General features: G+C 59.1%; 9 protein-coding genes. All 9 read left to right on the plus strand.

The window, feature by feature from the left end:
• Positions 1–244 precede the first annotated feature (244 nt).
• The 9 genes from DG357_RS11550 (at position 245) to DG357_RS11590 (ending at position 13254) form a co-directional block, all read left to right on the plus strand.
• Positions 245–2062, plus strand: a complete 1818-nt coding sequence (locus DG357_RS11550; RefSeq protein ID WP_028013198.1) for a glycosyltransferase family 2 protein — start codon at positions 245–247, stop codon at positions 2060–2062.
• The gene (locus tag DG357_RS11555) at positions 2059–3378 is read left to right on the plus strand and encodes a DUF3131 domain-containing protein (protein ID WP_088205462.1); all 1320 of its coding nucleotides are present in this window, start codon (positions 2059–2061) and stop codon (positions 3376–3378) included. Before DG357_RS11550 ends, DG357_RS11555 begins: the two co-directional genes overlap by 4 nt.
• Positions 3375–4922 carry a DUF3131 domain-containing protein gene (locus DG357_RS11560; RefSeq protein WP_088205463.1) on the plus strand — a complete coding sequence of 516 codons (1548 nt, stop codon included), beginning with the start codon at positions 3375–3377 and terminating at the stop codon, positions 4920–4922. The genes DG357_RS11555 and DG357_RS11560 overlap by 4 nt, the downstream gene beginning before the upstream one ends.
• Positions 4907–6301: a DUF3131 domain-containing protein gene (locus tag DG357_RS11565; RefSeq protein WP_088205464.1), complete on the plus strand. Its 1395-nt coding sequence runs from the start codon at positions 4907–4909 to the stop codon at positions 6299–6301. Before DG357_RS11560 ends, DG357_RS11565 begins: the two co-directional genes overlap by 16 nt.
• Positions 6298–6723, plus strand: a complete 426-nt coding sequence (locus tag DG357_RS11570; RefSeq protein ID WP_028013202.1) for a globin family protein — start codon at positions 6298–6300, stop codon at positions 6721–6723. The genes DG357_RS11565 and DG357_RS11570 overlap by 4 nt, the downstream gene beginning before the upstream one ends.
• 11 nt (positions 6724–6734) lie before the next feature.
• Positions 6735–9401 carry a hybrid sensor histidine kinase/response regulator gene (locus DG357_RS11575; RefSeq protein WP_088205465.1) on the plus strand — a complete coding sequence of 889 codons (2667 nt, stop codon included), beginning with the start codon at positions 6735–6737 and terminating at the stop codon, positions 9399–9401.
• On the plus strand, positions 9398–11572 hold the full coding sequence (locus DG357_RS11580; RefSeq protein WP_088205466.1) for a glycoside hydrolase family 2 protein: 2175 nt from the start codon (positions 9398–9400) through the stop codon (positions 11570–11572). The genes DG357_RS11575 and DG357_RS11580 overlap by 4 nt, the downstream gene beginning before the upstream one ends.
• Positions 11573–11666: 94 nt before the next feature.
• On the plus strand, positions 11667–11954 hold the full coding sequence (locus tag DG357_RS11585) for a VF530 family protein (RefSeq protein ID WP_041909918.1): 288 nt from the start codon (positions 11667–11669) through the stop codon (positions 11952–11954).
• 7 nt (positions 11955–11961) lie between these two features.
• Positions 11962–13254 carry a glycoside hydrolase family 10 protein gene (locus DG357_RS11590; protein ID WP_063942441.1) on the plus strand — a complete coding sequence of 431 codons (1293 nt, stop codon included), beginning with the start codon at positions 11962–11964 and terminating at the stop codon, positions 13252–13254.
• Positions 13255–13261: the final 7 nt, after the last annotated feature.

Genomic DNA, 13261 nt, shown 5'->3' on the forward strand with positions numbered 1-13261 from the left:
AAATAAAGTAGATAGTCTAAAGGAATAGTAACTGCAATTTATCACCGGCAGATGAAACATATTAAGCAGAATTAAATCCAAATTAATCACCACTTCATATTAATAAAAACGACGCTGGACACTTTTATTCGGCGTTCTACACTTATCTTAAATCTTGTTTACTCGCTATTTTCTTTCGCTTTTGGGCAACTGTCTGCGCAGCAGAATGGGTCTGCATTTTCACGGAATCAGGAACGCCGGAACTATGGATTTTTATTTTTCCCGTTTTGAACATCGTCGTCCTCCGGAACCGTTAACAACACCGCGTTGGGTCATGATGACCTGGCAGGTATTAGCGGTCGCGGCGCTTATTCTGGGTGCAAATTATATTTACTGGCGCTGGACCGCCTCCCTGAATACTGACGCACTATGGTATGCCATACCGCTGGTCCTCGCCGAAACGCTGGCGTGGATAGGGACCGTGCTGTTTACCATCAACTTATGGAAAGAACAGGATCCCCCCCAGTGTCCGCCCCCCGGCGAAATCAACGAATGCCTGTTTCCGGAAGAGGCCGTAGAACCTCGTCCTGTTAAAGTGGATTTGTTCATTGCCACCTACTCGGAAGACACCGAGCTGGTCAGGCTGTCCATTCGCGACGCCCTGAAGATGGCCTACCCGTACCCGATTGACTACCGGATCCACGTGCTTGATGACGGCCGCCGCCCGGAGATGAAAGCCGTCTGCGACGAGGAAGGCGTTAACTATATCAGCCGCCAGACCAACATCGGCTTTAAGGCCGGCAACCTGCGCAACGGTCTTGAGCAAACCGACGGTGATTTCATTGTTATCTGCGACGCCGATACCCGCGTATTTCCCACCCTGCTCAGCCATACGCTGGGCTATTTTCGCGATCCGGACGTGGCCTGGGTGCAGACGCCGCAGTGGTTCTTCGACCTTCCGGAAGGAGAAAATCTTTCACGCTGGGGCCAGCGAAAAGCCGGAAAAGTGGGCTACGGTCTGGGCTGGCTGATTCAAAAGTGTGTTGGCCCGGTGACCGTAGGCCGCGACCCGTTTTTTAACGATCCGCGCATGTTCTATGACGTGATCCTGCGGCGGCGCAACTGGGCGAACGCGGCTTTCTGCTGCGGCGCGGCCTCCATCCACCGGCGCGAGGCGGTCATGCAGGCCGCGCTGAGAAGCTACGTCTGGTCCGTCGAAGAGGAGATCCATCGCCATACCCGCGACATCCGCGATGAAGAAACCCGCGAAGCGCTGCAGGAGGCGATGCGCCCGCACGTGGCGTTTGACACCGAGCTCACCCCCTACAAATTTCACGTCTCCGAAGATATTTACACCTCGGTGCTGCTGCACGGTGACGCCGCGCGACGCTGGCGCTCGGTCATGCATCCGCGGGTGGAGTCGAAGATGCTCTCTCCGCAGGATATGCTGACCTGGATGATCCAGCGCTTTAAATACGCCGCCGGCTCGCTGGATATTTTGTTCCATGACAATATCTTCAGCCGTCGCCGCTTCCGGCTTTCCCTCCCCCAGACGCTGATGTATGCCACCACCTTCTGGTCTTACATGGCCTGCGTGTGGAACACGGTATTTTTGATTTCGCCCATTATCTATCTGTTCACCGGCATTCCGCCGGTATCCGCATGGTCGACGCCGTTCTATCTCCACTTTCTCCCCTTTTTTATCTTCTCTGAACTGGCGTTTATGTTCGGGACATGGGGGATCTCGGCCTGGGACGGCAGGGCCTCTTACCTCTCCTTCTTTTCCATGAACCTGCGCGCGCTCAATACCGTGCTGCGGGGCGAGCAGATCAAATTTCACGTCACGCCAAAAGAGCGGCAGACGGGCCGTTTTCTCTACCTGGTGAAGCCGCAGATTGCCATTGTGGTGCTGACCCTCGCAGGGCTTATCTGGGGCGGTATTCAGGTGGCGCGTGGACAGGTGGACGACCCCTCCGGCTACGTCATCAATATTTTCTGGGGAGGGGTGAACATCGCCGCCATGCTGCCGCTGATTTTCGCGGCCATGTGGACGCCCGCCGAAGAGGATGAGGTCACCCAATGAGGATACGTGATGCCCTGCTGCCCGCGCGCAGCTACCTCACCATTTTGCTCGGGTTCCTGCTCGGCTTTGCCATTGTGGTCTGGGTGGAGAAACAGCTGCCCACGCGCGTGGAAAGCAGCGGCGGCATCGCGCTCAGCAAAGACTTCCCGCCGCTGCCTGCGAAACGCGCCCTGACCTATGACGAAGCCATCTGGGCGCGGGTCGCCTGGCAATACTACGTGAATAATACCCAGCCAAACGGGCTGGCGAATGCCAGCGACGGTGAACCCTGGCTGAGCCTATGGAGCGTGGGAAGCTACCTGTTGGCGACCGCTGCCGCAGAGCAGCTCAACATTATTTCCGCCGATGAGTTCGACGAGAGGATCGGTACGGCCCTGTTCGCGCTGGGGCAGCTGCCGCTCAACGAGCGAGGCCTCCCAGCCGCGTATTACCATGCCGACACCCTGAAAATCCTCGGCAAACCCGACGCCTCGGCAATTGGGCTGAGCCGCCTGCTGACGGCGCTTCAGACCCTCCTGTGGCGCTATCCTCAGCACGCGGCGGCTATCCACGATCTCTTCAGCCTCTGGAACACCGGCGCTCTGATTGAACATAACGTCCAAAGCCAGGCGGCCGTGCCGCTCCATCATTGGACGCTGACCGATGACGAACAGCGAGACAGCTTTGGCTACCGTCTCTATGCCAGCCATACGCTGCGCCTGATTGACAGCGCTGCAGGCCTCGCGGTGACCAACCCGCCTGAAGGGCAAAAGATGATCGATCTGGACGGCGTGATGGTGCCGGATGAAGGGCTACGCACGCCCTGGGGCAAGCAAACCTCCCTGATCAGTCTCCCCTACCTGTTAACCGGCCTTGAGCTGGGCTTTGACGCGCAGAGCGCTGAGATTGCGTGGCGGATTATGCAGATCCAGCAGCGGCGTCATAGCCTGCGCAGCCCAAAACAGCCTGTCAGCACGGATTACGCCGAACCGGCGCCGGATTACGTCAACGATCTGCCGAACAGGCAGCCGGTACAGGCGCGCAACCTGCGCGACGAGGTGCCGGAGAAAGTGGCAATTACCTCCACCCGCACCGCGTTTGCCTGGTATGCCCTGTTCCGCAACAGCTGGAGCGAAGCGCTGCGCCAGCAGGTTCTGCCGCTTCAGGTACCGGGTAAAGGCTGGCAGCGCGGATTAAATCTTAACAACAGCGTCAATGCCGTCGTGGACGCCGATACCAATGCCATTGTGCTGGAAAGTCTGTCTTACATCGCGCATGGTCAGATGCTCTGTCTGGCCTGCCTCTACACTTCCCCCTCAGCAGGAGCAACGCCATGAAGCCACGATCCCCGATCCTTTTCCACCTGCTCACGGGAATAACGATCTGCTGGCTGGCGTTATCGACCGTGCGTGCGGACACCGAGCTTCCTGCATCAGGTTACTCCCCGCGCAGCGGCGAGCTGACGGTCCGAGAGATGACCATCGCGAAAAACGCCTGGCAGTATTTCGTCACCAACTATCAGCCCACGACGGGCCTGGTGAATGCGGTCAACAAATTTCCCTCCACCACCATGTGGGACAGCGCCTCCTATCTGGCCGCCCTGACGGCGGCGCGCGAGCTCGGGATCATTGATAAAGCGGAATTTGACCGCCGGATGCTGAAATTTCTCGCCACGTTAAACACCCTGGTACTGTTCCGCAACGAGCTACCCAACAAGGCCTATAACACCATCAGCGCCCAGAAGGTGGACTACACCAACAAGCCCGGCGAAATTGGCTTCTCGGCGCTGGATATCGGGCGAATGCTGGTCTGGCTGAAAATCGTCAAAGAGCGCTATCCGGAATACGGCAACAGCATTGATAACGTGGTGCTCGGCTGGGATTTCAGCCACGCGATCGACCCCTGCGGCACGCTGTACGGGGCCTATCTCGAGAACGGCCAGCCGAAGTACGTTCAGGAAGGTCGGCTGGGCTATGAAGAGTACGGCGCGGCCGGGTTCCAGCTTTGGGGGTTTAATACCTGTAAAGCCAGCCGTCCGCAGCCTTATGAGCTGGCCGAAATCTACTGCGTGCTGGTCCCGTACGATACGCGCGACCCGCGCAACACGTCGCAGCATAACTACGTGGTGACGGAATCCTACCTGCTCTACGGGCTGGAGTTCGGCTTTGATAAACCGACCGACCGGGATAACGCCCCGCGCGACTACTCCCTGACGTGGATGAAAAACTTTGCTGACCGCGTTTATCAGGCTCAGGAGAACCGCTATACCATTACCGGCGTCCTCACCGCGCGCTCCGAGCACCAGCTCGATAAGGCTCCTTACTTCGTCTATGACACCGTCTTCAGCGACGGATACAACTGGAACACCATTACCGATAAAGGCCAGTTCGTCCCCAACGCTGCCGCGATATCGCTGAAGGCGGCGCTGGGCATGTGGGTGTTGTGGAACTCCCCCTATACCGACCGCCTGCTGAATACGATTGAGAATGCCAACGAAGAGGGAAAAGGCTACTACGAAGGGCTGTATGAAAACGGTGACGGCCCGATCAAAGAGTTCACCGCGAATAATAACGGCATCATGCTGGAAGCCCTGCTGTTCAAGAAAGAGGGAAAACTGCTGGCCTTCAACACCGACAACCCAAAGAGCAAGGATTTTGCCCCGTCGCTGTGGGATCGCAAGCTGCTCGATCAGTTTGAAGAGAACAACGCGCTGCGCAGCCGTCCGTTCCTTAGCAGCACACCGGCCGTAAAAAGCTGGTGCGACCGGACCGGCGTCACGCAGCGTACCAAACCCGCCTGTCAGGCCTGTCAGTGCGCGTCATGCAGCGTGGACGAGCCCGTTAAACTGCCTCCGGTGACTGCGCAATGCTTAAAACCTTAGCCAGAGGGCTCGCGGGAATACTCCTTGCAGGCGGGGTCATCTATGCCCTGTTTGGCCATCAGGGAGCAGGCTGGCGCTGGCTAATCCACGGCGGCTGGCACTCCAGCGCGCGTATCGCCGCCCTGACGCCGGAAGAGCAGACGTGGGCGACGATCGCCTGGCGCTATTTCGTCAATAATACCCAGCCGCAAACGGGCCTGGTCAACGGGAGCGACAAACAGCCTCGCGTCACGCTCTGGCAAATGGGCGATACGCTTATCGCCCTGCTGGCGGCAAAAGAGCTGGGGCTGATTGAGGACGCCGAGTATGACGCTCGCTTAACCCGTCTCATGGGCACTCTAAACCGCCTGATGCTGACCGATGCCCGAACGCCGGGTCGACTCTATTCCAGCCAGACGGCGACGCCAGTCGACTTTAGCGGCAAGCCCAGCAAAAACGGCTGGTCCGCGCGCGACATGGCGCGTCTGATGCTCGCCCTGCGCCTTACCGCACAGCGGGAGCCGCAGTACAGCGAATACCTGGATAAAATTATCCTGCGCTGGAATTTCTGCCCGGTCATCGATAGCGAAGGCGAACTGTGGTCCTCTTCCCTGCAAAACGGTCAGCCGGTCGTGCGGGAGGAACTGCGGCTGGGCGAAAGTGAATATGCCGCGACGGCGTTTCAGCTGTGGGGATTTTCCCCGGATAAAGCGTTTACGCCCCCGGCGCACCACGTCATCATCGCCCAGCGGCGTCTGGCCGTCGATGCCCGCGATCCGCGCACCACGTGGCAGCCCTCTCTGATTACCACCCTTCCCTATATGCTGCCGGGCCTGGAGTTTGGCTGGGAACCAGAAGGCGTTGCGGCCGATCTGCAACAGCGTCTGCGCAAGCAGGCCGAAAACGTCTGGCTGAGCCAGAAGACCCGCTGGGAGACCGACAAAATCCTGACGGCCAGGGCAGATTTCACGCTCTCTCAGGCGCCCTGGCATATCCAGGATACCGTCTGGGGAAATGGCTATGCCTGGAACTCTGTCGGAGACGATGGCCGGGACTACACCCGTTTCGCGCAGGTATCGACCAAAGCGGTTTTTGCCCTGTGGGCCCTGTGGGACACCCCGTACACCGACGTGCTGATGACGGTCACCAAACACCTTAACGATCCGCAGAAAGGCTGGTATGAAGGCCGTCAGGAAGCCACGGGCGATACCAACGCTGCCTTAACCCTCTCGACCAACGCCACGGTGCTGGAAGCCCTCTTCTTTAAACACAACGCCGGGCCTCTGTTTGACGTGCGTCGGTCGAAGAAAGAGAGCTACTTCTCACGCCGTCTGGCAGAGCAATACACGCCCATCGGGCACTGTCTGCCGGGCGAAAGCACCATAAGGAGGACGCCGTGAAGTTCTATCGCGATCTGTTTGAATCCAGTCTGAACCGCGTCTTTCCGAATAATGAAAAAACCGCGTTTTTTCAGACGTTCTATGACGCCTTCGTCCATATGTCACCCGAAACCGAGGCACATTTTTCTCGTCTGCCGGATCGGGAGGGCCAGCAGACCCTGTTTAAAAGCTTCTTCGCCATGCTTGCGGTCGACGGCGCCCTGATCGTCCCTGATTTTCTCGAGCGCCTGGCGCGTGAGCAAAGCGACGACGGCCTCCACCTTCCCCCGCGGTTTTTTGCCCTTTGGCGCGAAGCGATGTTGAACGCGGTGAGCCTGCGCGATCCGCAGTGCGACGATGAGATCCTCACCGCCTGGGCCATGGCGATCGCGCCCGGGCTGGAATACCTTCGCCGACAGGCAGAACTGCACTACCGCGCGTAGGGGGAATCACGATGAGTTCATTCACGTACGATCTTAACGCGCTGCCGGCCGCCGTCATGATTTATGACCGCGAGGAACGCCTTCAGGCCTGGAATCACAACGTGGCCCTGTTTTATCCGGTCATTACCCCGTGGCTGACGGTGGGAACGACTCTTGAAGCGCTGGCGGAACGCTTTATCGACGCCGTTTACAACGTCGACCCCGGCCTGCGGCAGACGCTGCGCGAGTCGATCGTGCGCAACTGTCGGCAGGATAAACACTGCGAGGTGCGCCAGGCGGGCCAGCGGCGGATCTTCGTCCAGCATCAGCGGCTTGCGGACGGCGGTATTGTCAGCCTGCACAGCGATGTTACAGAGCTGGATGAAGCGCAGCGCGCGCGCCACCAGCTGCATGACGACTTTCTGCTGACGGCGGAATCCATTCATATCGGGATTTGGGACTGGCAGGTTTCCGGCGACACACTCCAGGTCAACGATACCCTGCTTGCCATGCTGGGCCAGTCGCGCACACAGTGGCGATATCCGGTGCGTTTTCTCCTCAATCAGGTCCACGAGGACGATCGCGCAGCGCTACGCAAGGCGCTGCACGCTTCGAAGCAGGATCATCGTCCGGTCTTTGAATGTGAAATTCGCGTGCATCACCCTACCGAAGGACTGCGCTGGATGCTGCTGTCCGGCCAGGTGGTTACGCTCTCCATTGAGGGGAACGCCGAGCGCGTCATTGGTACGCTGCAGGATATAACGCGGCGCAAAGAGGCTGAAATTCAGGCTTTCGCCTCGGCCATTGAGGCACAAAAAGCCAATGAGGCAAAAAGCGCGTTCCTGGCGAATATGAGCCATGAAATTCGTACCCCGATGAACGGCATTATTGGCATGACCCAGCTGTGCCTGGATACGTCTCTGAGTGCCGATCAGCGTGACTATCTGACCCTGGTGATGAGCTCCGCCCAGTCGCTTCTGCATATCATCAACGATATTCTCGACTTTTCCCGAATTGAAGCCGGAAAAGTGGAGCTGGAGTCGGAACCCGTACCTGTCCGCCCCTTTATTCAGTCGCTCATTCGCCCGCACATGCCGGGGGCGAGCGAAAAAGGCATCGAGCTGCTGGTTGATATTGCGCCCGACGTTCCCGACGTGCTGCTGGTTGACGGCGCGCGGCTGCGCCAAATCCTGACCAATCTGCTGGGCAACGCGCTGAAATTTACCCATCAGGGAGAAGTTATCCTGGTGGTTGAGCCCGGCGATAGCGCGGGCAGATGGCGTTTTCGCGTGCGCGACAGCGGCATTGGCATACCGGCAGATAAGCAGAAGGCCATTTTTGAAGCCTTCAGCCAGGCGGACAACTCAACCACCCGCCGCTACGGCGGTACGGGGCTCGGGCTAACCATCTCGGCAAGACTGGTTGCGGCCATGGGGGGCGAATTAACGGTCTCCAGCGAGCCGGGAAAAGGAAGCGAATTTTCGTTCTCGCTGCCGCTGGCAGCGCAGACCCTTGCGTCCGGAGAGCGCCCACATAGCCAGCGCTTTAACGGTGAATCCGTACTGGTGGTTGATGATAACGCGACCAACCTGCGGCTGCTGTCCGCGATGCTCAGCCAGATGGGACTGAAACCCACCTGCGTTAACAACGCCAGCGAGGCCATTGATCGGGTTAGAACGGGAACAGCGTGGCCCCTGATCCTGCTGGACGCGCAGATGCCGGATATGGACGGCGTGTCTCTGGCCCTTGAGCTTTCGGTTCTGCCGCAGGTTGCTGAAAGTCATATCATCATGCTGAGCTCCATGAGCCGACATTTTGATATCAATATGCTGAAGCGGATCGGAATCAAGAACTATCTGCATAAGCCTATCGCCCAGGATGAATTACATCAGGCGATTGCCGCCGCGTTTGAACGTTCGCCAGCACCCGTGGGTGAAAGCACGCCCGCGCCTGTCGCCTCGCCTGCAGCCACGGGCCTGCGGATCCTGCTGGCTGAAGATAATCTGGTCAACCAGAAGGTCGCCGCGCGCCTGCTCGAGCGGCTCGGTCATAGCTGTCAGATCGTCGACAATGGCGTCGCGCTGCTTGAACGCTGGCGCGCGGATACGTGGGACGTTTTACTGATCGACCTTCAGATGCCAGAGATGGACGGTGAGACCGCCATTCGCCTGCTTCGTGAAGAAGAGCAGTCTCGGCCCGGACCGCCTCAACCCACCGTCGCCATGACCGCACACGCCATGCAGGGGGATAAAGAGCGCTGCCTGAACATGGGGTTCGACGGCTACATTGCCAAACCCATCAGCCAGGAGCGTCTCGCTGAAGAGATTGCCCGCGTGCTCCAGCACCACGAAGACGCCTCCGGTTTTCCGGATGAAGCACGCCTGCTGAAGCAGTGCGCTGACGATCCCGCCCTGGTGCAGGAGCTGCTGGCCCTGTTTGGCGAAGGGCTAAATGAAGCAATCAAGACCATTACCCAGGCGATCGACAGCAACGACCGCGAGGCGCTGCGACGCGCGGCCCACAAGCTGCGCGGAGAAGCCGTCACCCTGGACTTCAGCACGCTCGCACAGCAGCTGCAGGTGCTGGAAAGCGACGCGCATGCGCTGGATGGGCACCAGCTTGCGGCCCTGAATGAACATCTTCGCCAGGAATCGCTGCGCCTGATGGCGTGGCTCAACGCGCGGGGGGTAAACGAATGAACGCTCGCAACTGCACCCTGCTCGTTGCCCTGTTGACCACCCACGCGGTGGCGAACTCTGCGCCGGTCAGCTGGTCTCTGGCCGGAGAATGGCAGGTACAGGATGCCAATGACAGCGCACATCCTGCCGCATCAGGTTGGCACCCGCTTCAGGTTCCTGCCAACTGGTACAGCGCCGGGTACGATCATCAGGGCGCGCTGTGGTACAAGCACGCGTTTTCCCTGCCCGTGCAGGCCCCCGACGTGATGAGTACCCTGGTGTTTGACGGCGTCGATTACTTGGCAGAGGTGACCCTGAACGGCCAGCCGCTGGGCAAGCATGAGGGCTACTTTCAGCGCTTTTCGCTGGACGCCAGCCCGGCGTTACAACGTCACAATAGGCTCGTCGTCAGGGTAGACAGCCCCTACGAAGATCCGCACAAGATCTGGCCTTTGCATAAAACGGTCATGAAGGGGGTTCTGAATCAGCATGACACGCGTCCCGGTGGCGCCTGGTCGCCGGAAGGACAGGATGCTAACTCGGGCGGCATCTGGGCCCCGGTCCGGCTGCACCTTAGCCGGGGCGCCACCCTTGATGAGACCATCCTGCGGCCCGACTGGTCGCAGGGGCTGACTCGCCCGACGCTAAAAGCGGATATTCGCTATCGCGCGCTCGATCAGGGCCCGGCGACCGTGCGGCTCACCGCCACGCCCGCCAACTTCAGCGGCAGGCCCTATCAGGCTGACTTTCCGGTTACTCTCGAAAGCGGTGCCCATTCCGTGCAGGTGACGCTGCCCATGCCGAAGGCAAAGCTGTGGTGGCCGATCGGCACGGGGAAACCCCACCTGTATACCGTTCGCGTGGCGTTGCGAGATGCAAACGGCTTAATGGACACGGCGGTAACCCGCACCGGGCTGCGCAAAATAGTCGAGCAGCCCGACAATAAGGGCTGGCTCATAAACGACAGGCGCCTTTTTATTAAGGGCAGCAATTACATCGGTTCCCCCTGGCTCGGCACCATGACGCGGAAAAAATACCGACGCGACCTTCGTCTGGTGGAAGCCATGAACGCCAACGCCATACGCGTGCACGGACACGTTGCCGGACGTGCGTTGTATGACGTGGCCGATGAGATGGGCATGATGATCTGGCAGGATGTTCCGCTGCAGTGGGGCTACAATAACAGTGCGGCTTTCACGGAAAATGCGGTTCGACAGACGCGGGAGATGATCGAACAGTTTGGCAATTCCCCCGCCATCATCGTCTGGGGCGGGCATAACGAACCGCCGTGGAATTCGCCGTGGATGGAAAAACGCTTCCCGGACTGGAATAAAGATCTGAATCGCGAGCTCACGCAAAAGGTGGCGGATACGCTTGCCGAAGATACCTCCCGCATCGTGCACCGCTTCTCCGCCGTTGAGGAGCATTACTGGGCGGGCTGGTACTTCGGTACCGTGCGCGACCTGCTGGCCCCAGCCAAAACGGGGATCATCACCGAGTTCGGCGCGCAGGCGCTTCCCCGCCTGTCAACGCTAAAAACCATCATCCCGGCGGCGTCGCTCTGGCCAAAAACGACCGCCGCCGACGATCCCGGCTGGACCGTCTGGAAATACCATAATTTTCAGCCCTTCCAGACCTTTAAGTTCGCCGGTATTTCGCGCGGAAAGAATATTCAGACGATGATACGCAATACCCAGGCGTACCAGTCTCAGCTGGTGGCCACGGCGGCCGAAAGCTATCGCCGACAGCGATACCAGCCGGTGACGGCCCTGTTCCACTTTATGTTTGTGGAAACCTGGCCCTCCATCAACTGGGGCGTAGTGGACTACCTTCGTAAACCTAAAGCCGGGTTTTACGCACTCCAGCGCGCGTACCAGCCTGTTTTGCCGTCCATCGAACCGGTCACCGCGCAGTGGCAATCCGGCGCGGCGGCGACCGTGCGCCTCTGGGCCATCAACGACACCTGGAAACCGTGCAGCGAATGCCGCCTGACCTGGCGTATCACGCAGCGCGACAAGGTGCTGGCTAAAGGCACGACGACGATGATGATCGCAGCAGACTCGGGAACGATGGTCAAAACGCTGACGGCTACGCCCGTGGGCCAGGACGACGTGTCGATTCGGTTTACGATTGAAAACAGCGCGGGAAAAATTGTCGGTGAAAATCAGCGCACGGAGTCCGTCATAAAGTGAGCGAGGGGAAAAGGAAAATTGCCGCTTCCCCTGCTTTCTTGTACCCTTTCAGCGTTTAACCCAATCCCCAAAAAATCGAGACATCCGGACGCCTATGACTGCACACATTTCCAAAGATCCTTTACATGGCGTAACGCTGGAGATGATGGTCAACGCCCTGGTGGCGAAGTATGGCTGGAGCGAATTGGGCGACCGCATCAAAATTAACTGTTTCAGAAAAGATCCCAGCGTTAAATCGAGCCTGAAATTCCTGCGCCGCACCCCGTGGGCGCGCGCGGAAGTTGAAGCCCTGTATCTGGATTCCCTCAACGATGAGGAAAGCGCAGAACAGGCGGCGCCCGCCTTTAATCCCTGGGCTAACAGTCGGATTATCAAGAGCTAATACGCAAATGACGCGACACGTAAAACGGATCGGTGCGCTGGCTGCCTGCGCGCTTTTACTTGTAAGCTGCTCCTCAAAACCACCTAAATCACTGGTTACCCCTCTTCCCACCGCCAGCAAACCGACGCAGCAGGCAAACGAGCCGATGCGCGGGGTCTGGCTGGCGACCGTCTCTCGTCTCGACTGGCCGCCGGTGGCCTCGGTGAACGGCCGCAGCGCCGACCAGCGTATCACCATGCAAAAGCAGGCGCTGATCGGCAAGCTCGACAACCTTAAGCGCCTCGGGATTAACACCGTATTTTTCCAGGTGAAGCCGGACAGCACCGCGCTCTGGTCATCAAAAATTCTACCGTGGTCAGATATGCTGACGGGCAACATCGGCGAATACCCGGGTTACGACCCGCTGCAGTTTATGCTGGATGAAGCGCACAAGCGCGGCATGAAGGTTCATGCCTGGTTCAACCCTTACCGCGTGTCGACCAATACTAAGCCCTCAACCATCGCCGCCCTGAACCGGACTTCATATCTGACCCCGTCCAGCGTCTATGTTCAGCACCCGGAATGGGTACGCGTCTCCGGCGATCGTTTTGTTCTCGACCCGGGCATTCCCGAAGTGCGCGACTGGATAACCAAAGTGGTGACCGAAGTGGTGGCAAACTACCCGGTAGACGGCGTGCAGTTTGATGATTACTTTTACGCTGAATCCCCGGGATCCGCGCTCAACGACGCGCAAACCTGGCGGCAGTACGGCCAGGGATTTGCCTCAAAAGCCGACTGGCGCAGACACAATACGCAGCAGCTGATCGTGCAGGTGTCCCGCGCGATCAAGCAGACCAGGCCCAACGTGGAGTTTGGCGTCAGCCCGGCGGGCGTGTGGCGGAACCGCTCCTTTGACCCGGCGGGTTCGGACACGCGCGGCGCCGCGGCCTACGATGAATCCTACGCCGATACGCGTCAGTGGGTGCAGCAGGGCCTGCTGGACTACATTGCCCCGCAGATATACTGGCCCTTCGCCCGTGATGCCGCGCGCTACGACGTGCTGACCAAATGGTGGGCCGACGTCGTCAAGCCGACCCACACCCGCCTGTATATCGGCATTGCGTTCTACAAGGTGGGCGAACCGTCGAAGAATGAGCCGGACTGGACGGTACAGGGCGGCGTGCCGGAGCTGAAAAAGCAGCTCGATCTCAACGATTCGCTGCCCAACGTGAACGGCACCATCCTGTTCCGGGAAGATTACCTGAACCAGCCGCAGACCCAGCAGGCGGTGAACTACCTCAAAGGACGCTGGGGTAGCTAAGTGACTA

The organism is Enterobacter bugandensis (assembly GCF_900324475.1).
Classification (GTDB): domain Bacteria; phylum Pseudomonadota; class Gammaproteobacteria; order Enterobacterales; family Enterobacteriaceae; genus Enterobacter; species Enterobacter bugandensis.